The sequence below is a fragment of the Chryseobacterium endophyticum genome, from assembly GCF_056333165.1.
Map to the genome: position 1 here is coordinate 23185 of NZ_JBWGXE010000005.1, position 20222 is coordinate 43406.

Annotated in this window: 17 protein-coding genes; 8 read left to right on the forward strand and 9 right to left on the reverse strand. The window is 40.6% G+C overall.

Annotated features, from left to right (window positions below; genetic code table 11):
- Positions 1-153: 153 nt before the first annotated feature.
- Complete coding sequence (locus AC0N32_RS12410; protein WP_476394184.1) at positions 154-2295, forward strand: S9 family peptidase; 2142 nt, start codon at positions 154-156, stop codon at positions 2293-2295.
- Between the two features lie 173 nt (positions 2296-2468).
- Complete coding sequence (locus tag AC0N32_RS12415) at positions 2469-3488, forward strand: LLM class flavin-dependent oxidoreductase (RefSeq protein WP_476394185.1); 1020 nt, start codon at positions 2469-2471, stop codon at positions 3486-3488.
- Between the two features lie 41 nt (positions 3489-3529).
- Here the strand turns inward: AC0N32_RS12415 and AC0N32_RS12420 are convergent, their stop codons facing one another.
- Complete coding sequence (locus AC0N32_RS12420) at positions 3530-3976, reverse strand: STM3941 family protein (RefSeq protein WP_476394186.1); 447 nt, start codon at positions 3974-3976, stop codon at positions 3530-3532.
- Between the two features lie 115 nt (positions 3977-4091).
- On the opposite strand from AC0N32_RS12420, the gene AC0N32_RS12425 reads away from it, so the two are divergent.
- Both AC0N32_RS12425 and AC0N32_RS12430 read left to right on the forward strand, forming a co-directional pair.
- Entirely contained in the window at positions 4092-4343 is a 252-nt protein-coding gene (locus tag AC0N32_RS12425; protein ID WP_476394187.1) for a VF530 family protein, read from the forward strand.
- Positions 4344-4446: 103 nt separating this feature from the next.
- Positions 4447-4947, forward strand: coding sequence for an FKBP-type peptidyl-prolyl cis-trans isomerase (locus AC0N32_RS12430; RefSeq protein WP_476394188.1), 501 nt, complete (start codon positions 4447-4449; stop codon positions 4945-4947).
- An 808-nt stretch (positions 4948-5755) separates the two neighbouring features.
- Here the strand turns inward: AC0N32_RS12430 and AC0N32_RS12435 are convergent.
- From AC0N32_RS12435 to AC0N32_RS12445, 3 genes are all read right to left on the reverse strand, one after another.
- Entirely contained in the window at positions 5756-6133 is a 378-nt protein-coding gene (locus tag AC0N32_RS12435; protein ID WP_476394189.1) for a YchJ family protein, read from the reverse strand.
- A 211-nt stretch (positions 6134-6344) separates the two neighbouring features.
- Entirely contained in the window at positions 6345-6770 is a 426-nt protein-coding gene (locus tag AC0N32_RS12440; protein WP_476394190.1) for a hypothetical protein, read from the reverse strand.
- A 250-nt stretch (positions 6771-7020) separates the two neighbouring features.
- The gene (locus AC0N32_RS12445) at positions 7021-9162 is read right to left on the reverse strand and encodes a M3 family metallopeptidase (RefSeq protein ID WP_476394191.1); all 2142 of its coding nucleotides are present in this window, start codon (positions 9160-9162) and stop codon (positions 7021-7023) included.
- A gap of 191 nt (positions 9163-9353) precedes the next feature.
- Between AC0N32_RS12445 and AC0N32_RS12450 the strand changes: the two genes are divergently transcribed.
- On the forward strand, positions 9354-10175 hold the full coding sequence (locus AC0N32_RS12450) for a GIN domain-containing protein (RefSeq protein ID WP_476394192.1): 822 nt from the start codon (positions 9354-9356) through the stop codon (positions 10173-10175).
- Here the strand turns inward: AC0N32_RS12450 and AC0N32_RS12455 are convergent, their stop codons facing one another.
- The 5 genes from AC0N32_RS12455 to AC0N32_RS12475 all read right to left on the reverse strand — a co-directional run bounded on the left by AC0N32_RS12455 (position 10176) and on the right by AC0N32_RS12475 (position 14604).
- Positions 10176-12053, reverse strand: coding sequence for a monovalent cation:proton antiporter-2 (CPA2) family protein (locus AC0N32_RS12455; RefSeq protein WP_476394193.1), 1878 nt, complete (start codon positions 12051-12053; stop codon positions 10176-10178).
- A gap of 3 nt (positions 12054-12056) precedes the next feature.
- The gene (locus AC0N32_RS12460; RefSeq protein WP_476394194.1) at positions 12057-12578 is read right to left on the reverse strand and encodes an NAD(P)H-dependent oxidoreductase; all 522 of its coding nucleotides are present in this window, start codon (positions 12576-12578) and stop codon (positions 12057-12059) included.
- Between the two features lie 199 nt (positions 12579-12777).
- On the reverse strand, positions 12778-13584 hold the full coding sequence (locus tag AC0N32_RS12465) for a TPM domain-containing protein (protein ID WP_476394195.1): 807 nt from the start codon (positions 13582-13584) through the stop codon (positions 12778-12780).
- On the reverse strand, positions 13565-13996 hold the full coding sequence (locus AC0N32_RS12470) for a TPM domain-containing protein (protein ID WP_476394196.1): 432 nt from the start codon (positions 13994-13996) through the stop codon (positions 13565-13567). Before AC0N32_RS12470 ends, AC0N32_RS12465 begins: the two co-directional genes overlap by 20 nt.
- Positions 13996-14604, reverse strand: coding sequence for a LemA family protein (locus AC0N32_RS12475; protein WP_476394197.1), 609 nt, complete (start codon positions 14602-14604; stop codon positions 13996-13998). Before AC0N32_RS12475 ends, AC0N32_RS12470 begins: the two co-directional genes overlap by 1 nt.
- 75 nt (positions 14605-14679) lie before the next feature.
- Here AC0N32_RS12475 and AC0N32_RS12480 point away from each other — a divergent pair, with 75 nt between their 5' ends.
- The 3 genes from AC0N32_RS12480 (at position 14680) to AC0N32_RS12490 (ending at position 20154) form a co-directional block, all read left to right on the forward strand.
- Positions 14680-15171, forward strand: a complete 492-nt coding sequence (locus AC0N32_RS12480; protein WP_476394198.1) for a dihydrofolate reductase — start codon at positions 14680-14682, stop codon at positions 15169-15171.
- Between the two features lie 100 nt (positions 15172-15271).
- Positions 15272-15841: a DUF2892 domain-containing protein gene (locus tag AC0N32_RS12485; RefSeq protein WP_476394199.1), complete on the forward strand. Its 570-nt coding sequence runs from the start codon at positions 15272-15274 to the stop codon at positions 15839-15841.
- A 584-nt stretch (positions 15842-16425) separates the two neighbouring features.
- A complete protein-coding gene (locus tag AC0N32_RS12490) occupies positions 16426-20154 on the forward strand; it encodes a fibronectin type III domain-containing protein (RefSeq protein WP_476394200.1) in 3729 nt (1242 codons plus the stop codon).
- Positions 20155-20222: the final 68 nt, after the last annotated feature.

Sequence of the window (20222 nt, forward strand, 5' to 3'; positions counted from 1 at the left end):
TATTTTAATTAAAAGTTTACATTTAATTTAAACCTCATTAAGGTAGTTAATATTTTCCTTGGCTACCACGATTTTAGGAGTAAATCTTTTATTTTAACACTTCTTAACGAATCATATTTATTTCTTACTTTTGGATGATTCAATTTTTACCAAATGAAATTATATAAAATATCTTTACTGATGCTGTTTTTGGGTGGTTCTGCATGGGCCCAGACCCAGAAATTTACGATGGCGGAGGCTGTAAACGGATTAAGGAGCAATCTTGCCGTGAAAAATATTTCCCAGTTTTCATGGTCCGGAGACGGGAAGTCTTACATCCAGGCTGTAAAAGGCGGTTACCTCATTACAGATCTGAAAACCAATAAGCAGGATACTCTTGTTTCTTTAACGCAGCTGAATAAAAACATTACAGAAAATAAATTCAAAGCCGTTCCGCAGATTAAATTCACCAGCAACACGAAAGGATATTTTAATGCGGAAGGAAAAATGATCTGGGTTGAAAAATCAGGAAGCGACTGGAAAATAAAGAACAAGGTTGAAATAGACCGGGATGCTTCTGACGTAAAAGTTTTCGGGGATCAGGAAACGTTTGCTTTTACCGTGAAAAATAATTTATTCGTCAGTAAAAACGGGAAAATAGTAGCCGTGACGAACGATACCAATGAAAATATACTGAACGGTGCTTCCAATGTGCACCGGAATGAATTCGGAATCGATACCGGGATATTCCCGGCTCCGAACTCTGAAAGTGTAGCCTTCTACAGGATGGATCAGACGATGGTTGCCGATTACCCGATCATCGACTGGTCGGTAACGCCTGCGGTAAACCACAGCATCAAATATCCGATGGCAGGACAAACGTCTCACCAGGTTACATTAGGAGTTTATAACCTTAAAACCCAGTCTACGGTATTCTTAAACATTGAAGGCGAGAAAGATCAATATCTGACCGCCGTTACCTGGAGCCCTGATTCCAAATACATTTTTGTCGGTGTTTTGAACAGAGCGCAGAACCACATGAAGATGAACCAGTACGATGCCGTTACGGGAAATTTAGTGAAAACACTTTTTGAAGAAAGCAGTGACAAATACGTTGAGCCGCAGCATCCGCTTACTTTCTTCCCGAATTCCAATACGGATTTTATCTGGCAGAGCCAGAGAACAGGCTACAATCACCTGTTCCATTACAGTCTGGAAAAAGGTCTTGTTGCCCAGATCACGAAAGGAGACTGGCTCGTTACCGATATTTTAGGTTTTAATGAAAAGAAAAAGGAAATCTACTTCGCTTCCACCAAAGAAACTCCGCTTGAAAAGCATTTATACAGAATCAACTGGACCAATTTCAAGATGCAGCGTCTGGACAATACCGACGGTGTTCACACCGGTATTCTAAGCAGTGACGGAAACCATCTGTATGATATTTATACGAATGAAAATACGCCAAGGATCGCCAATATCATCAATACGAATACACTAAAATCCACGACTATTCTTAACGCTGAGAACCCATTGAAAAACTATCAGCGCCCTGAGATTAAAAATGTGGTTTTAAAAGCCGACGACGGAACTCCGCTATACGGAAAGATCATTCTGCCGACCAATTTTGACCAGAACAAAAAGTATCCGGTGATCGTATACCTCTATAATGGCCCGCATCTGCAGCTTGTGACCAATTCATTCCCGGCATCCGGAAATCTATGGTACGAATACATGGCACAGAATGGCTATATCATTTTCACAATGGATGGCAGAGGATCGTCTAACCGTGGACTGAAATTTGAACAGGCCGTATTCAGAAACCTGGGAACCACCGAGATGAACGACCAGATGAAAGGCGTAGATTACCTCAGATCGCTGCCGTATGTAGATTCAGAAAGAATGGGGATCCACGGATGGAGCTTCGGTGGCTTTATGACGACCAGCTTTATGCTTCGTCATCCGGAAGTATTCAAAGTGGGTGTTGCCGGAGGTCCTGTCATCGACTGGAGCATGTATGAAATTATGTATGGGGAAAGATATATGGATACACCACAGGAAAACCCGCAGGGATATGCAAAGGCTAATCTCCTTGATAAAGTGCAGAACTTAAAAGGAAAACTGCTGATGATTCACGGAGCACAGGATGATGTGGTGGTATGGCAGCATTCGATCAAGTTTATCAAATCTGCGGTTGACAACGGTGTACAGCTGGATTATTTCGTATACCCCGGCCATCCGCACAATGTGATCGGAAAAGACCGGGTACATCTGATGCAGAAAGTAACCGATTATTTTGATCTGTATCTGAAAAAATAATTGTCACTAAAATAAATGTAAAAAAGACAGAGAATCTTTCACGTGTTGAGGTCTCTGTCTTTTTTGTTTGAAGTCTGTTAGAAAACTACCCGTCCTGATGCATTTCTTTCTTATCAAACATCAATGCATAAGGTTTTTAGCTGACCTATCTTTGTCATATAAAAATCAACAATATGGAATTAGGAATTGGAATGTTCGGTGATTTGGGTATAGACCCGAATACCGGGAAATATAATGACGCCGGAATCAAGATCCGTGAAATCATTGGCCAGGTACAACTGATGGATGAAGTCGGAATTGATGTTTTTGCCATGGGCGAACATCACCGCCCGGATTATGCGGTTTCGTCTCCCGAGATCGTACTGGCAGCAGCGGCAAGTGTTACCCGAAATATAAAGCTGGCAAGCGGCGTTACCGTACTCAGCTCATCCGAACCGGTAAAAGTGTACGAAGATTTTTCAACACTCGATTTAATTTCAGACGGACGTGCCGAAATTTTCGTAGGCCGCGGGAGTTTTATTGAATCTTTTCCGCTTTACGGATATTCTCTGAATGATTATGAAGAGCTTTTCGATGAAAAATTAGAATTGCTTTTAAAGATCAATTCAGAAGAAAATGTTTCATGGTCGGGAAAACTGCGTGCTCCGATGCAGAATCAGACGGTTTATCCCAGAGCAAAGAATGGCGGAAAGCTTCCCATCTGGAGAGCCGTCGGCGGAACACCACAGTCTGTGCTGAGCGCTGCAAAATTGGGAATACCTTTGGTGGTAGCCATCATCGGAGGAATGCCGGTACAGTTTAAAAATCTTATAGAATTCTACAAGCAGGAATATCTGAAAGCCGGTCACCCCGAATCTGAGATGCAGATTGCCATTCATTCACATACGTTTGTCAGTGATGATCAGGATGTGGTAGACGGATATTTTAACAATTATAAATCACAGATGGACCGGATCGGGTCCTCAAGAGGCTGGGCGCCCTTTACCAAAATGCAGTATGAGGGCGGGAGAAGCAAAGACGGTGCTCTATTCATAGGAAATACGAATGAAGTTGCCGACAAAATTGCTTATATGAAAGAGATTTTCGGAATTACAAGATTCATCGGGCATATGGATGTGGGAGATCCTGCTGATGACATCATGAGAACGTCAATCGAATTATTCGGCGAAAAGGTTGGCCCGCAGGTTAAATAAAACAAAAACTCCATTGAAGTGATTTTCAGTGGAGTTTTTACTTATGCTTTAAGATCAAATTTTGCTTTGTACTCGTTCAGGAGATCGGCAAGCCTGGCCGCAGGCATTCCGTACGTATCCGGAAAACCACCCTGTCGCAGCTTCATCTTATGGCCCACCAGGGTTTTGTTGAGGTCGAAAACTACAAGCTTGTTAAAAACGATCCATTTTGTTTTAAAGGTGCTGACCGCTTCCCACGGAATAAAAGTGATCCTGAAAAGATTTTTCATCTCGATGCCATTTTCATCGATTTTAAGATAGGATGAGCCGGGAATAAAATTGATCAGAAAAACTACAAAGCACAATCCGAAAAAAACAATGTTCAGAATGGCAATAAGAAGATTTTTGTCTAAAAGGGAAATTCCTAAAATGACAAAACCAATACTGATAACCATTAAGAGGATGCTTTTTATTTTTCCGGGTTTTAAAATAAGGGGTAAATTCTGCATGATGATTTAATGATTCAAATGTAATGAATTCCATTTAACCGGCCATTATCATAATTATATTTTGTTATGATACGATTGTTCGCCATAAATACAATTTAATGTCTATTTTTACAGCATGGAACAGCAATCTAAAGATCCGCTTCACGGAAAAAGACTTGATGCCATTCTGGAAGAACTGGTAGCCTATTACCAGGGTTTTGAAGGGCTGGGTGAGCAGATCAACATCAAATGCTTTACGGATAACCCGAGTATCAGCTCGTCGCTGAAGTTTTTAAGGAAAACGCCATGGGCCAGGACCAAGGTGGAAAGTCTGTATCTTTTTATGCTGAGGGAGAAAAAAAGAAAGGAAACCAGAAACCAGAAATAGAACGCCACGGATATTTCTTTGCCGCTTATTCTTCTGCCGGTGAATCCAAAAAGAGTATATTTGTATCATTAATCGTGGAAAATTCACGAAAAAAAGAAAAATTATGACAATCGAAAACAATCATGTTGTAGCTGTAAGTTACATCCTTCACACCATCGAAGAAGACGGAAGTAAAATTCTTGTAGAAGAGACCACCGCAGAAAATCCACTGACGTTTTTATACGGTGTTGGAATGATGATCCCAAAATTTGAACAAAACATTCTGGGATTGAAAGCCGGAGATAAAGCAGCATTTGTAATTCAGCCGGAAGAAGCTTATGGTGAAAGACAGCCTGATGCCATCGCTCAGTTGCCGATCGATATGTTCCAGGAATCGGGAACACCACCGGTGGGCGCTATTTTACCATTATCCGATAATCAGGGCAATAACTTCCAGGCATTCGTAGTGGAAGTAACACCGGAAGCGGTCATTGCCGACCTCAATCACCCAATGGCCGGAAAGGTTTTAGATTTCCAGGTAGAAATTTTAAATACGCGTCCTGCGACAGAAGAAGAACTTTCTCACGGGCATGCCCACGGGATCGACGGAGACGAAGCACACTAATCAAATATAAAGAGGCTGTCCTAAAAGTTTAGGCAGCCTTTTTTTTACGCCTGAAAATTTAACAGGTAAATTTTTTATGCTCCGTATGGGGAATATATGTGTAGTAGAAAAAAACAATAGAATATCGAAAGCACGCCGTGTGCTATCATAAGATAGAACTCCTCTGGAGTTCTGGTACAAGATGATGATACTGATCTACACAGATATTGCTCCGATGGAGCAAATCCTACACTATGTTATAAAATAATTATTTAAAAACCCTGACTGTCAGGTAAAGTTATGGCTATTGTAAAAAAATTACTATCCAGACTTTTAGGACAGCTTATTTTTATTTTATTGCAAAATGGTTTACCATGTCTTGTGTCATTATGAATTAAAGATCAATTCAACAAAACAATCAGGGATTTCGAACAGGCAATATACTACTTTGATAAGGCCGCCAACCTCTCAGAATGTGTCATCAAGTGTTTCAAATTGGCAATCAGGCACTCAGATGTGGCCATCAACCAGTCCGAATGCACAATCAAGTGTTTAGAAGAAGCCTTCAACCAGTCCGAAGAGGCGATCAAGTACAATTTGTTACTTTTCAGTGTGTTACGTGTGTTTTTTTTAAGGTGTTTAAATGAAGAAGGCAATGTTTTCATGCAATTTAACCCTGAAAACAATTTCCAGGAGGAGCTACTGACGTGACTGATTCACCTATGCGTACTATAAATTGAAAGTAAACAGGTGATAATATAAAGAACGGATAAGATGGAAATTGAAGCTTTAATTATGACTTTATTGATCCTGTAAGAAAGAAACATGGCTATTCAGGAAATTCTCCACTGGCATAAAACCATCGGTTTTGGATTATTTTAAATGTTGACAGTTCGTGATGAGTTTGAGGAGTTCCGTCTTCATCAGTATAAAAGGCTTTAAACTCGACTTTATTTGTGGAGGGTTTGTCAATGATTTCAAGCTTTGTCCAGGTATTGATTTCGCCCCATTCCTGTAAATCCTTTTTATTGTGGTATTTTCTTTTGCTTGGAAGGGTGGTTTCCATTAAATATTCACCATTCGGGATTGCAAATGCGGAAAAGCGCGACCGCATCAAAGCTTCGGCAGTCGGGGCATTCTTTACGCCATCGTGATAAGGCTTACAGCATTCTTCGTAGGTTTTTCCGGAACAACAGGGACAATTCATTTATTTAATTTAAGACACAAAATTACGCGAATTATTTTCACCAATGAAATAAAGCCTGTATCAATAAAAGCAGTTTTGAAGGGCTTGATTGTCGATTTAATTTAAATCTGCGTTATCTCCAAAATCAGCGAGAGAAAATAATTTATTGATGCAGATTGCGCCATTAGTGTAAAAACTAAAAAAAGCATCCAAAAATGAATGCTTTTAATTTTTACTGATCTTCTTCCTCAATTCTTGTATCTATAAAAGTATAGTCATCGGTCGCCATTTCCATAGATTGTTGTTTTGATTTGAATTTGATGTGTGAAGGGTCAAGAACCTCGTACGTGTAGGTATCTGTTTGCCCTGAGGTGTAATGCAATTCATGAAATTCTCCGTTTTCAATCCACCATTGGCCTTTTTCTACATGTTGATTCACTTCGCAATCCTGAACCGTTGTAAAAAGAAGCATAAAAGTTCCGTCCTGATTTCTTTCCATGATCCACAGTTTTTCAACACCTTCGATCTGCTGGTCTTTTTCACTGCCTTTCCATAGGCCTACAAGCTTTTCATCAATTTTATGGGCTTGTGGTTTTACTTTTTGTGCATAAACACCACCATATGCCAAAATTAAAGAGCTTAAAAGAATTTTTTTCATAGTTATTTAAAAATATATCTTATTTTCCTTTCACTATTTAGCTATCGTTAATAATGAAATTCGACGCTAATTTATAATTTTTTTATTTTGAAATTTTAGATAAATCTGATATCAGTTGTTTTTGTATTTATAATGTAGCCTATTATAAAAAGATTCTGACCTCTCTTCATTGTTTTCAGAATGAAGAAAAGGTCAGAATTATTATAGATACCGACGATAATTTTTAATATCGATATTTTATGGTAAGCTACTATTTAATAAAACCTCTGTTTCTCAATAAAGGCTTGATATCCGGATCATGTCCTGTAAAGTCCCTGAATGCCTGATTCAGGTCTACCGAATTTCCTACCGACAGGATATATTTTCTGAAACGGTCGCCGTTTTCTCTGGTCAGCCCGCCGTTGTCTTTGATCCATTCCCAGGCATCGTTATCCAGGGTTTCGGACCATAAATAAGCATAGTATCCCGCAGAATACCCTCCGCCCCAGATATGGGCAAAATAAGGTGTGTGATATCTTGGAGGAACGGTTGCCAAAGTAAATCCGTGTTTTGCCAATGACTGCTTTTCAAAATCTAAAACCGGAATTAAATCACTTTCTTTGGTTACCGTATGCCAGTCCATATCCAGCTCGGCCGCGGAAACCAATTCTGTGGTCATATACCCCTGGTTGAAGGTAGATGCCTTTTTTATTTTATCGACCAAAGCTTGTGGAATCGGCTGTTTGGTTTCGTAGTGCAGGGCGTAATTTTTCAAAACGACAGGATCTAATGCCCAGTGTTCGTTGATCTGCGAAGGGAATTCCACAAAATCTCTCGGCACGTTGGTTCCTGACAGGGAAGGGTATTTCTGGCTCGCAAACATCCCGTGAATCGAGTGTCCGAATTCATGGAAAATCGTTGAAACATCATCAAAGCTAATTAAAGAAGGTTTTCCGGGAGCAGGTTTCTGATAGTTGTAGCAGTTTACGATGACCGGTTTTGTTCCCAATAAATAAGATTGCTCAACGAAATTGCTCATCCAGGCGCCTCCGTTTTTAGAATCTCTTGTGTAGAAATCCAGGTAATAAATCGCAATCGATTTACCATCGTGGTCAAAAACTTCATAAGTGACCACATCCGGATGGTATACGGGAAGGTCTGTTCTTTTCTTGAACGTAAGCCCATAGAATTTTTCGGCTGCGAAGAACACGCCTTTTTCCAGAACGGTGGTGATTTCAAAATAAGGTTTGATCTCGCTCTCATCAAGGTCAAATTTTGCTTTTCTTACTTGTTCAGCGTAAAAATTCCAATCCCAGGGTTCTACCTTGAATCCGCCTTTTTGCTGATCGATCAGATCCTGGATGTCTTTTTCTTCACGTCTTGCGGTTTCTACGGCAGGTGTTGCGATCTGGTTCATTAAATGAGTGGCAGCTTCAGGCGTTTTTGCCATCTGATCCTGAAGTTTCCATTCTGCGAAGCTTTTTTTACCTAAAATCTGTGCTTTTTTAAGTCTTAATTTCGCTAATTTTTCAATCGTTTCCCGAGTGTCATTTCCGTCGCCTTTTTCAGCTCTCGTCCATGATGCCTTGAACAGTTTTTCTCTTGTTGCCCTGTTCTTCAGATTCTGCAGAAGAGGCTGCTGGGTGGTATTTTGTAAAGCTAATAAATACTGACCCGGTTTTCCTGCGTTTTTGGCATCACTTGCTGCAGCTGCGATTTCATCAGCAGAAAGACCGTCGAGTTCTTTGGCATCACTAAAGAAAACGCCGCCCTGCTTTCTGGCTTCCAGTAATTTGTTGGAATATTGGGTAGACAGTGAGGCCAGCTCTTGGTTGATCTGTTTCAGTTTCTCTTTGTCGGCAGCAGAAAGATTGGCTCCTGCGATTTCGAAATTTTGCTTATAATATTGCAGAAGTCTTTTGCTTTCAGTATCTAAACCGCTTTCCGGAATTGCTTTTATTCTTTTATAAAGGTTTTCGTTCAGATACATCTTGTCAGAATGTGCAGCGAAAACAGGAGCATATTCTTCATCCAGAGCCTGTAATGTAGGATTGGTATTGGCACTGGTAAGATTGGAAAATACGATCATTGCTCTTTTCAGAATTTCACCGCTTTTTTCAAGGGCTACCAGCGTATTTTCAAAAGTTGGCGCTTCAGGGTTGTTGGCGATCTTCAGGATTTCGGCGTCGTGTTGTTTTAATCCAAAATCGAATGCGGGTTTGAAATGTTCGTCCTTAATCTTATCAAATTCCGGAGTTTCATACTGAAGTTTACTTTTCTTCATGAAAGGATTTGACGATAGGGAAGCGTCCGGTGAAGGGACTTCCTTTTGGGTTTCAGTGCTTTTCATTGTTGTACAGGATTGATTAAATGCTAATGCAGAAATTAATAATACTGATGAAATCTTCTTCATAAACGATTTATTAATAATGCCTAAAGATATTAAATCTTAGTTTAAAAAAGAGCTTAAGCTTTTGGTTTCACAGAAAAACTTATCTGGAAAGGTTCGGGACAATTCAAATCTTATGTAATAATCGGCAGAGATGTAATATTTTTTATAAATTAGTTGTCAATAAATTAAGTAATCATAAAATTCAACTGAATATGAAATCAACAAAACTTTTTATTTTTTCGGCATTTGTACTTCTGGCATCATGTGATGGGCGGAAAGACAAAAGACATGGAGACAATGAAGGCGAAAGCTGGGTGAAGGATGTCGTTTCGACGGATCACGGTCCTGTAAAACAGAAGCAGGTTACCGGAGATTTTGATGAGATTGAAGTTTCCCAGGCTATTAAAGCCGAAATTATAAAATCCGATGTGGAAAAAGTAGTCATTTCCGCTCCGGAAAATATCATGGATGATGTTTTGGTGGAGATCAGCGGCGGCAAGCTGTATATCCATTATAAAAAAGGGATCAGGGTCATGAACAACCATAATGTTTCCGCAAAAATTTATGCTAAAGATTTTACGAAGATTGAAGCCAATTCTGCCGCAGAGATTACGGTCATGGATAAATTCGTTCAGGATAAAACAGAGGTCGAAGTGTCCAGTGCAGGTTCTGTAAGCGGAAATCTTGAGGCCAATGATTTTGAAATTTCTACCGGAAGCAGCAGCAGCTTCTCAGGAAAAATATGGGCGGTAGATCTTGATATCGAAGCCTCTTCCGGATCAAGTTTAGATCTTTCCGGTAAAGCAAAAAACGCTGAGATTTCATCGTCATCGGGGAGCAGTATTTCCGCTAAAGATTTTGTAGCGGATCATCTTAAAGTGGATGCATCCAGTGGAGCCAGTGTAGATGTCAGTGCGTCTTCTTCTATTTCTGCGGAAGCTTCTTCCGGGGGCAGTGTCAGTGTCTACAAAAAAGGAAACGTAACTTCGGTAACAAAAGAAGAGAGCAGCGGGGGAAGTGTAAGTATCCATTAATTACTTATCTTCTTCCTCATCCTCATCGTTGGAAGAATCTTCCCATTGCTTATTTTCGAAGTTAAGATTATCATAAGCCAATAAATCCTCCTCTCTCTGGAGGATTTCTTTTGTGGTAAAAAGATGGATTTCATCGTCTTCATCCGCTTTCGCCAGCTTGCGGATCGATTCTTTGTCGATGGCCATGAATCGCTGCCCGAGACGTCTGGCCGCGTATTTGCGCATACCCGTTTCGTGAAGGACATCTACAGCCATATCAACAGCGGTACCAAGTGTTTCGCGATAAATATTATTGATGCCGTTATTGAGATAATTATAGGCGTCAATTCTGTTTTTAGCCCGTACGAATATTTTCACGTTGGGATAATTTTCACGTACAATATCGGCAATAAATTTATTGTCGTCGGGATCATCCAGGCACAGAACGAGTATTTCAGCGTCTTCAATTCCCGCGGCGCGCAGGGTGGGGATTTTTGTAGCATCGCCATAATAGACTTTAAAGCCATAGCTTCTTAATAATTTTACCCGGTCAGAATCCCGGTCCAGCACCGTGGCAGATATTTTATTGGCTTTTAAAAGCCTTCCGACCGTGCTCCCGAAATGTCCGAATCCCACGATGATGATTTTTTTCTGCCGGACCGTGCTGTCCAGAATGTTAAAATCGTTTTCAGAATCAGGGATTTCCTTGATGAACCTGGGGGTAACCAGCTTGTCATTGATGATCAAAAGAAACGGTGTTATGCACATGGTGATCGCTGTTACGGCCATCAGCTGCGCATTCAGTTCGGGTGTTAAAAGATACAGATTCGAGGCATAATTAATAAGAACGAAAGCAAATTCTCCTACCTGGGAAAGGGCAAACGCGTAAAACAGACTTTGAGGAGTATCAATCTTAAAGAACCGGCCGATCGCAAACAAAACAATAAACTTGATCACGAGGACTGCAAAAACGGTACTGAAAATAAACAGGGGATCTTCCCGGATGATATTGAAATTCATGGTTGATCCTACACTGACGAAAAACACGGCAAGAAGGAGTCCTTTAAAAGGGTCGATCTGGGCCTCAAGCTCATGCCGGAACTCACTGTTCGCCAGCATGACTCCCGCGAGAAAAGCCCCTAAAGCAGGTGAAAGGCCTATAGCCACCATCAGCTCGGAAACCCCGATGACGAGGAACAGGGATGAAGCGGTGAGCAATTCCGTCATTCCTGATTTTGAAACATATCTTAAAAAGGGGACAAAGACATAGCGACCTAATAATATTAATGTGGCTACTCCCAAAATTACGGTGGCAAACTGCATCCATTCAGGAAGTGTCTGGATAAGAACCTGGATCTCATTATCATGGTGCCTGGCTTTGTAATGGGCAATTAGTGGAAGTATGGCCAAAATGGGAATTACGGCAATATCCTGAAACAGGAGTGTGGAAAACGAGGCTTCTCCTGCAAGGGTTTTTAGGTTGTTTTTTTCCTGCAGGGTCTGCAAAACAATGGCCGTAGAGGAAAGTGCGAAACACATGGCAATGGCAATGGCTTTATCCAGGGGCCATCCGACCAGAATGAAAACAAGAAAAAGCAAAGAGATGGTAAGAAGCATCTGGGTGAGGCCAAGGCCTACGATTTTCTTCCGCATTTCCCAGAATTTCCGGGGCTCAAGCTCAAGTCCGACCAGGAAAAGAAGCATGATGACGCCGAATTCACTGGCGTGCATGATGTCATTTACATCCTTTCCCGTCAATCTTAAGACATACGGGCCAATGATGATTCCGCCTGCAATATATCCTATTACAGAGCTTAGTCCGAACTTCCTGGCCAGCGGAACCATAATAATGGCAACGCCCAGGAATAAAAGGGTATTCATGGCTAGGCTTGTTTCCATATTTTATTGATTTAGGAGGTCTGAAAATTCCTGTTTATGTAAAATAATCTCTTTTTTCGAAATCTTATTGGCTTCGTAAACGATTTTGATATTTTTAATGTCTGCCTTGAAAACATTCAGTGATACGATAAGACCGCTGATCAGTTCTTCTACCGTAAACTTATAGGTTCCCTGCCTGTGAAAAGATCTTTCCTTTCCACCTGTTGTCACCAGGATGTAAACTTCCTTTCCTTCCAGTGGATTTTCATTCTCTTCTTTAAGCCAGTCGCGGTCGAAAACCTCATCAATCCATAGTTTAAGAAGAGGCGGCATTCCGAACCAGATCAGAGGAAACTGAAAGATGAAACGTTCGTAGTTTTTTATCCTTTTGCGTTCCCTGAATGCGGCAATATGGAAATCAGGATATTCTTCGTACAGGTCCCGAAGCGTAAAATGTTGTTGACGAACATAGAAATTGATAAGTTCTGCATTCGAATTTGAATGCTCTAAATAAGGATGCGCAAAAACTACCAATGTCTTCTTCATAAACCTGTTTTCAGTAAATTTAATGAAAAATTTTTAAATTAAAAACAGTTTTAAGCCTTGTTTGTTAATTTTTTAATACCAATAACTGAATATTTTTATTAATAAAGCTTAAAGAAGTACGGTAAAAATGGTTTTTTGCGAAATAATATTGAAATTTTTACAGGGAACTGTAATTTGCTAATGCTGACCGTATTGCTGATTACCATCCTCCCGAAGCGCCGCCTCCACCGAAACTTCCGCCTCCGCCAAAGCCTCCGAATCCGCCTCCTCCGCCAGAGCTTCCACCGCCAAATCCACCGCCGAAGCTGCCTGGAAAAGGAAAAAATCCGCCGGGATAGTTTCTTCGCCCTCTTCTGGAAAGGATGACATCATCGTCGTCTCCGTTTCCGCCTCTTCCGCCACCGCGGTTTCCGAAAAGCACTGCAAAGATGATGAAGATGACAAAAGCGATAATCATGATTTTAACGATGCCTCCATCACTGCTTTTTTTGTTTCCCTTTAAAGGTTTGAATTTTCCCTGAACGGCCTCCATAATGGCTGTAGTGCCACGATCAATTCCTTCGTACCACTTGCCCTGCTTGAAATTGGGGGTGACGATATAGTCAAGGATCTGGCCGGCAACAGAAGCTGTTAAATATTGTTCAACTGCCCGTCCCTGCTGAATCGACATGGTATGATCTTCAGTTGCAATTAAAAAGACAACACCATTGTCAATATTTTTCTGCCCGATTCCCCATTTTTCCCCGAACATACTAGCCAGAAAATTCACATCTTCTCCATTGGTGGATTTGATGATGACCACTTCAATTTCAGTCGACGTGGAATCTGAGAAAGCAATCAGTTTTTTATTAAGATTATCCTTTTCCTGTTCCGAAAGAAGATTGGCTTCGTCAAAAACCGGATACAGAACAGCAGGCTTTTTGGGAACCGTATACTGTGCTGATACAAATAGGTAAAAGCATAGAAGGATGAATGAAAGTACTGATTTAAGAGAACGTAATTTCATTAGACAGCTGATTGGGGTTTTGTCCCGTTACAGGAAAATGTTTTTTAAGTTCAAGACCGGTTTCAAGAATAGCACTTTTTAGGGCTTTGTAGTAATTTCCTTTAGCAAATTCAGACGTAATAAAATCATGAAGATGATCCCAGTATGACTGGCTTACCTTTTCATGAATTCCTGTGTCGCCGATAATAGTAAGATATTTTTGTTCGAAATTGACATGAAAAAGAACGGCATTCCTTTCGGTGGTTTTATCCATACACAATTCTTCGAAAACTTTAAATGCTGTCTTAGCATTGTCATTATCCGTATTTGAATCGATGTGCACGCGGATTTCGCCGGTAGATTGTTCTTCTGCTGACCGGATCGCTTCCACAAGGGAAGTTATCTGCTGACTTGTTAGGAAATTACCGGCCATTATTCTGTAAATACATCAGGTGCTTTTTCAGCTCCTGCTTCTGCTTTGAAATAAGGTTTTTCCTTGAAATTGGTGAAATTCGCCAAAATATTATTTGGGAATTTTTTTATCGCGGTGTTATATTGCTCAGCTGCCTGATTGTAGTATACCGTTTCTGTACGGATGCTGTTTTCAATGGCAATATATTCTCTCTGGAAATTGATGTACTGCTGGTCTGCTTTTAGATTAGGATAAGATTCCACGACAGCCATTAACCGGCTTAATGCCCCGGATAACTCACCCTGTGCAGCCCGGAATTTCGCCATATCCTGTTCTGTCATATTGGTAGGATCTATGTTTATAGAAGTGGCTTTGGAACGGGCTTCAACAACTTTTGTGAGTGTTTCCTGTTCAAATTTAGCATATGATTTTACCGTTCTTTCAAGATTAGGAATAAGGTTCGCTCTTTTCTGGTAAACAGTTTCAATATTAGACCACTTGGTATTGACGTTCTGTTCTTTAGTTACAAAATCGTTATAGCCGCTTTTACCCCAGAAGAATAAAACGGCAACGATGATCAGAAGAGCAATTCCGATGGTTCCGGCGCTCAGACAGCCTCTGTTTTTCATAGTTTAATTTTTTTAAAAATTTTTGTGCTAACCAAATATACAAATTATGTGCTAATTTTGTAAAAAATAATTTTAATGACAACAATCGTCGTGGCCATGGGAGAGAAGAACGAAATTGGCTTTGAAAATCAGTTGCTTTGGCATCTTCCGAAAGATTTAAAACACTTCAAAGATATTACATCAGAACATCCGGTGATCATGGGCAGGAAAACCTATCAAAGCATCGGAAAACCTCTGCCTAACCGTACAAATATTGTGGTATCCAGAAAGTCCGACTGGTTCGAAGAAGGAATCCTGATTGTGGGAAGCATTAAGGAAGCACTCAAATTTGCTAAAAAAATCGATGAGGAAGTTTTTGTAATCGGTGGCGGCAATATCTATGAGCAGACCATAGATCTTGTTGATAAACTTGAAGTTACTTTAGTGAAAGCCGATCTTGAAGCCGATACTTATTTCCCGAAAATCGATCCGAAAGTATGGAAAAAAACAGGTGAGGTATGTCATGAAAAGGACGAGAAAAACCAATATGATTTTTGCTTTCAGACGTATGAAAAAATTGTTGGGTAGTATTTGTTTGTTTAATGATGAAATTTTAATCGAGAACCATCAGCTGACAGCTAATAACTAACAACCAAATTTCTTATCTTTGCACTTCTAAAATTTAATAATGAATAAATATATAAAAATAGCCATTGCTGCAGTTCTCATTTTACTGGGACTTTATATGATGTTTTTTACAAGAAATCTGGGTTGGGGTATTGTGGTTTTCCTTCTGGCGGCAGCACCTATTTTGCTTTTCTTTAAAAATGAATATATCCTGCTGGCTTTCTGGCAGCTCAGAAAACAGAATATGGAAAAAGCATCGGACTGGCTGAAAAATATTACCAATTATCAGGCACAGCTTCATAAATCTCAATATGGCTACTATCACTACCTGATGGGATTAACACAGGCCCAGGATCATCCGACAAAAGTAGAGCCTCTCATGAAAAAAGCATTGGAATATGGACTGAATATGAAGCATGACCGTGCGATGGCCACATTAAATCTTGCTGCTGCTGCAATCTCTAAAGGAAGAAAGCAGGAGGGACAGAAGTTGCTTGACGAGGCGAAAAGACTCGACAGTGCCGGAATGATGACGGATCAGATCAAAATGATGAAGGAACAGCTTAAAATGCCGTCTATGCAAAAGCATATGCACAATCCTAATATGAGACAGAGGGGGAAATTCTTTTAGTAATTATTTACTCTTATATAAAACTTTTAATGAAAGCCTTTGGATATTTAGTTCAAAGGCTTTCTTTTTTACCCGGCATTATGTCGGATCATTTAGTATTTTACACTTTAAATGTATTATGCCGGGAGGGCAAAAAGGATCCTTTGATGATAAATTAAATAAGATATGTGTTTTTATTTTCTGAGAGATGCTTTCGCCGCCGGGGCAGACATCTCTCATCGTCCGTTATTAGAAGGTGATTCCGGTCGTGGTAAGATGTTTTCATCGTGCAATAAGAATACCTCTCGGAAGATAGCCTATATTATTTATTGGGCGTTTGCTCTCTCTCAAACAGTAGAAGAAGGTCGGAAATATTATATTCATAAACTTATCTGTGATATTATTCCCGGCTTTGTCACTACTGTTTGTGAAAGTGGTTATCTTATATTGTTTTTTTATTTCAAAAATTATATAGATTATTTGTAAATAATATTCTTTTATGTGCTGTTTTTTAGTAAAAAACTAATAGATTTGCAATGATTAACATTAAATGATAACTTATGATGAAAATTTATACGTTTTTTTCAGGTTTTTTTTGCTTATTTATGTCTATATCCCTATCTGTGCTTTATGGACAGGCGCCAACAACGTTGCCATATTCACAAAACTTTGACACTGCAAATGATTTTACACTCGTAAACGGTTCTGCAGTCAATAAATGGTTTTATGGTTCTGCTACAGGGAATACAGGTAATTCTCTGTATATTTCCAATAATAACAGTGCTAATGCCTATACTACCGGATCCACCAGTATAGTACACGCTTACAGGGATTTTACGATACCTGCGGGATCCACGATTGCTAATTTTTCTTTTGACTGGAAAGGGCAGGGAGAATCAACCTTTGACTATTTGAGGGTATGGCTGGTTCCTACTGCTTTTACACCTACTGCAGGCAGTAATATTGCCGCCGGTACAGCGAGAGTTCAGGTGGGGCAATTTAATCAGCAATCTACATGGCAGACCTATAGTACGCCAAGTTTGAATATTAGTTCATATGCGGGATCTACAATGAGGCTTGTGTTTGAATGGACGAACGATAATTTTTTCGGAACCCAGCCTCCGATCGCAGTGGATAATATTAATATCAGTATTCCTACATGTATCATGCCTTCTAATATGGCTGTCTCTACAGTAACCACGAATACCGCTACTCTTACATGGACGCCTCCCAACCCAGTTCCGGGAGTAGGATATGAATATTATCTGAGTACGACAAACACGCCTCCGAACTCTGCGACGACAGGATTTACGAATGCAGGAACAACAGCAACCCCGGGTGGATTAGCGACCGCTACAACCTATTTCTGGTGGGTGCGGTCGGTATGCAGTGCTATAGATAAAAGCGCATGGGTTGCAGGGCCTAGTTTCTCAACAACCCAAATACCGGCAACCATACCTTATACACAGGATTTTTCGACAGGAAATGATCTTCAGCTTTCTAACGGAACGCAAGCCAATAAATGGTTTCATGGTGCTGCAACAGGAAATCCTGCCAATTCACTATATATTTCAAATACGAATGGTACAACGAATGCGTATAATATAGGTTCTTCCAGTGTAGTTTATGCATTCAGGGATATTATTGTGCCGGCAGGAACAACCGATGCTACGTTAATGTTTGACTGGAAAGGTAGTGGAGAATCCAACTGGGATTATCTGAGGGTATGGATGGTTCCTGTAAATTATGTACCGACGGTCGGCACGCAAATTACTGCCGGTAACGGAAGAATTGGGATCGGCGGTAACTTTAATCAGCAGGCAGGATGGCAGAATTATTTCAATCCGAGTCTCAATTTAAGTTCTTTTGCAGGAAATGTTATGCGTCTGGTTTTTGAATGGACCAATGACGGATTCGGTGGTACACAGCCTCCGATAGCTATTGATAATATTAATTTAAGTATTCCAACTTGTAAAGTTCCCCAGAATATCCAGATCACGAGTATAGGTTCTAACACAGCATCCATCAGCTGGACGGCCCCTTCACCGGCCCCGGTCGGAGGATATCAGATTTACGTATCGACAGCCAATGTTCCTCCTACATCTTCAAGTACACCCACTTCAAGTGCGACGGGAACTTCGACGACGTTATCTCCTCTGACGCCGAACACAACGTATTATTTCTGGGTACGTTCGGTATGCGCAGGATCAGACAGAAGCTTCTGGGTGGCGGGGCCAAGTTTTACAACATCCCAGATCCCAGCGACGCTTCCTTACATCCAACAATTTACTAACGGTAGCGACCTTGGATATACCAATGGTAATCAGGTTAATAAATGGACTTATGGAAGCGCAACAGGAAATCCTGCCAATTCACTCTATATTTCCAATACCAACGGCGCTACAAATGCCTATAACAATGGTTCTTCGAGTGTAGTTCATGCGTACAGAGATATTGCGATTCCTGCAGGAACCACATTGGCTACTTTTTCGTTCGATTGGAAATCAGCTGGTGAGAATAATTGGGATTATCTAAGGGTATGGCTGGTTCCAACTACTTTTATGCCTGTTTCAGGAACTCAAATCGCTGCCGGAACAGGGAGAATTCAGATCGGGGCCAACTATCAGTTACAGACTACATGGCAAACCGTTCTTAACCCGACCCTGGATATCTCAAGTTTTGCAGGCAGCACCATGCGTCTTGTATTTGAATGGAGAAATGACGGCTTTGGTGGTGTACAGCCTCCTGCGGCCATTGATAATATCAACTTACGGGTATGCAGTAAAGCAACTCCTGTAGTAACCGTGGGAACACCGACCCATAACTCGGTGGTGTTGACCTGGAATCAGGATAGCGGCGGGGCAAGTTATATCGTTAGGTACAGACCTGTCGGATCGGGTGCCTCCTGGCAATCAGTAGGTATCGCGGCTGCACCATATCCTACACCAACGAATACAACTACTTTGTCTAATCTTTTATCTGCAGCATCATACGAAGTACAGATTGTTGCGGTTTGCAACGGAAGCGAGGGAATGCCTTCTAATAATACATTTACCACCAGATGCGATCCTACACCTCCAAGCGTCTTAATCAGCAATATCACGACGAACTCTGCATTAATTACCTGGTCTCCATTAGCAGCGAGTTCACATTATTTCATGAGATACAGAATCGTGGGAAGTGGTAATGCCGGATGGAGCGCAACGATTCCATTGCCTGCAGCTCCTGCTAATTCATATCCTCTCGGATCACTAAATGTATATACTACCTATGAAGTGCAGATTGCGAATAAGTGTGATAATGAAACTACACTAAATCCATGGTCTAATCCAAAGGTGTTTACTACGCAGAGAACCTGCGATATTGCTCCTCCGGGGTTAACGATTACTAATTTTACCACCACGACCGCTCAGGTGACCTGGGATCCTTTTCCGGGTGCTACTTATATATTGAGATATAGAAAGGTGGGCATTCCAAGTTGGACGACAGTTTTTTCCAATACGAATACCATTACACTATCAGGTTTATTGGAATTGGGGCAATATGAATTGCAGGTTGCCAATGTTTGCGGCGGAACTCCTGGTAACTATACATTACCCTATTTCTTTACTGTACCAACGATAACCTATTGTCAGATGGCTTCTACGGGTTCTGCTTCCGAATATATTTCAAAAGTAACCGTAACGCCAAATGGTAAGCCTGAAAAGATCAATGAATCTCAGGCTTCAAATTACACCGATTATACCGGTATTACAGCGAGGTTTATAGAAATGATCCAGGGATCTTCCAATAACAGAATTACGATTGAGAAGAAATTATCTGGCGGTACGAATGCCGGGATTGCTGTCTGGATTGATTTCAACAGGAACGGATATTTCGATATTAATGAAAGGGTTTTTGTTTCAGCACCCAATAATCTGGAAAAGGTAAGCGGAACTTTCTCTGTACCTGCCGATGCATTTATTAGCCTGACAGACTTCAAATATGTTGTGATGAGAGTCGCGATGCAGAAGGACGGAATTCCTGTGAACTGCACCAATTTCCCTAATGGAGAAGTGGAAGATTACACCGTTAAAATTTCAAAGCCCAGGGTAGAAAATTCAATAGATCAGACTGGTGTTCTTATTTATCCCAACCCGGTAAAAACCGTGATAAATGTAAAAAACATCAGTAAGAAAGCGAATTATAAAATCTACAACGCTTCCGGACAAATAGTGTCGTCAGGAATTATCCTAAACAACAAAATCGATGTTCATACGCTTATTAATGGAGTTTATGTGATCGATATCGATGATAATCAGGTAGCTGCTCAGAAGAAATTCATTAAAGAATAGTTCTGCTTATTGTTAACATTATAAGAATCCGTCTCACAGCCAGTTGTAAGACGGATTTTTTCTATAAA

What these genes read in the sequence shown, in the direction of transcription:
- AC0N32_RS12410 (WP_476394184.1), top strand. Translation starts at nt 154, where the DNA reads ATGAAATTATATAAAATATCTTTACTGATGCTGTTTTTGGGTGGTTCT.
- AC0N32_RS12415 (WP_476394185.1), top strand. Translation starts at nt 2,469, where the DNA reads ATGGAATTAGGAATTGGAATGTTCGGTGATTTGGGTATAGACCCGAAT.
- AC0N32_RS12420 (WP_476394186.1), bottom strand. Translation starts at nt 3,976, where the DNA reads ATGCAGAATTTACCCCTTATTTTAAAACCCGGAAAAATAAAAAGCATC.
- AC0N32_RS12425 (WP_476394187.1), top strand. Translation starts at nt 4,092, where the DNA reads ATGGAACAGCAATCTAAAGATCCGCTTCACGGAAAAAGACTTGATGCC.
- AC0N32_RS12430 (WP_476394188.1), top strand. Translation starts at nt 4,447, where the DNA reads ATGACAATCGAAAACAATCATGTTGTAGCTGTAAGTTACATCCTTCAC.
- AC0N32_RS12435 (WP_476394189.1), bottom strand. Translation starts at nt 6,133, where the DNA reads ATGAATTGTCCCTGTTGTTCCGGAAAAACCTACGAAGAATGCTGTAAG.
- AC0N32_RS12440 (WP_476394190.1), bottom strand. Translation starts at nt 6,770, where the DNA reads ATGAAAAAAATTCTTTTAAGCTCTTTAATTTTGGCATATGGTGGTGTT.
- AC0N32_RS12445 (WP_476394191.1), bottom strand. Translation starts at nt 9,162, where the DNA reads ATGAAGAAGATTTCATCAGTATTATTAATTTCTGCATTAGCATTTAAT.
- AC0N32_RS12450 (WP_476394192.1), top strand. Translation starts at nt 9,354, where the DNA reads ATGAAATCAACAAAACTTTTTATTTTTTCGGCATTTGTACTTCTGGCA.
- AC0N32_RS12455 (WP_476394193.1), bottom strand. Translation starts at nt 12,053, where the DNA reads ATGGAAACAAGCCTAGCCATGAATACCCTTTTATTCCTGGGCGTTGCC.
- AC0N32_RS12460 (WP_476394194.1), bottom strand. Translation starts at nt 12,578, where the DNA reads ATGAAGAAGACATTGGTAGTTTTTGCGCATCCTTATTTAGAGCATTCA.
- AC0N32_RS12465 (WP_476394195.1), bottom strand. Translation starts at nt 13,584, where the DNA reads ATGAAATTACGTTCTCTTAAATCAGTACTTTCATTCATCCTTCTATGC.
- AC0N32_RS12470 (WP_476394196.1), bottom strand. Translation starts at nt 13,996, where the DNA reads ATGGCCGGTAATTTCCTAACAAGTCAGCAGATAACTTCCCTTGTGGAA.
- AC0N32_RS12475 (WP_476394197.1), bottom strand. Translation starts at nt 14,604, where the DNA reads ATGAAAAACAGAGGCTGTCTGAGCGCCGGAACCATCGGAATTGCTCTT.
- AC0N32_RS12480 (WP_476394198.1), top strand. Translation starts at nt 14,680, where the DNA reads ATGACAACAATCGTCGTGGCCATGGGAGAGAAGAACGAAATTGGCTTT.
- AC0N32_RS12485 (WP_476394199.1), top strand. Translation starts at nt 15,272, where the DNA reads ATGAATAAATATATAAAAATAGCCATTGCTGCAGTTCTCATTTTACTG.
- AC0N32_RS12490 (WP_476394200.1), top strand. Translation starts at nt 16,426, where the DNA reads ATGTCTATATCCCTATCTGTGCTTTATGGACAGGCGCCAACAACGTTG.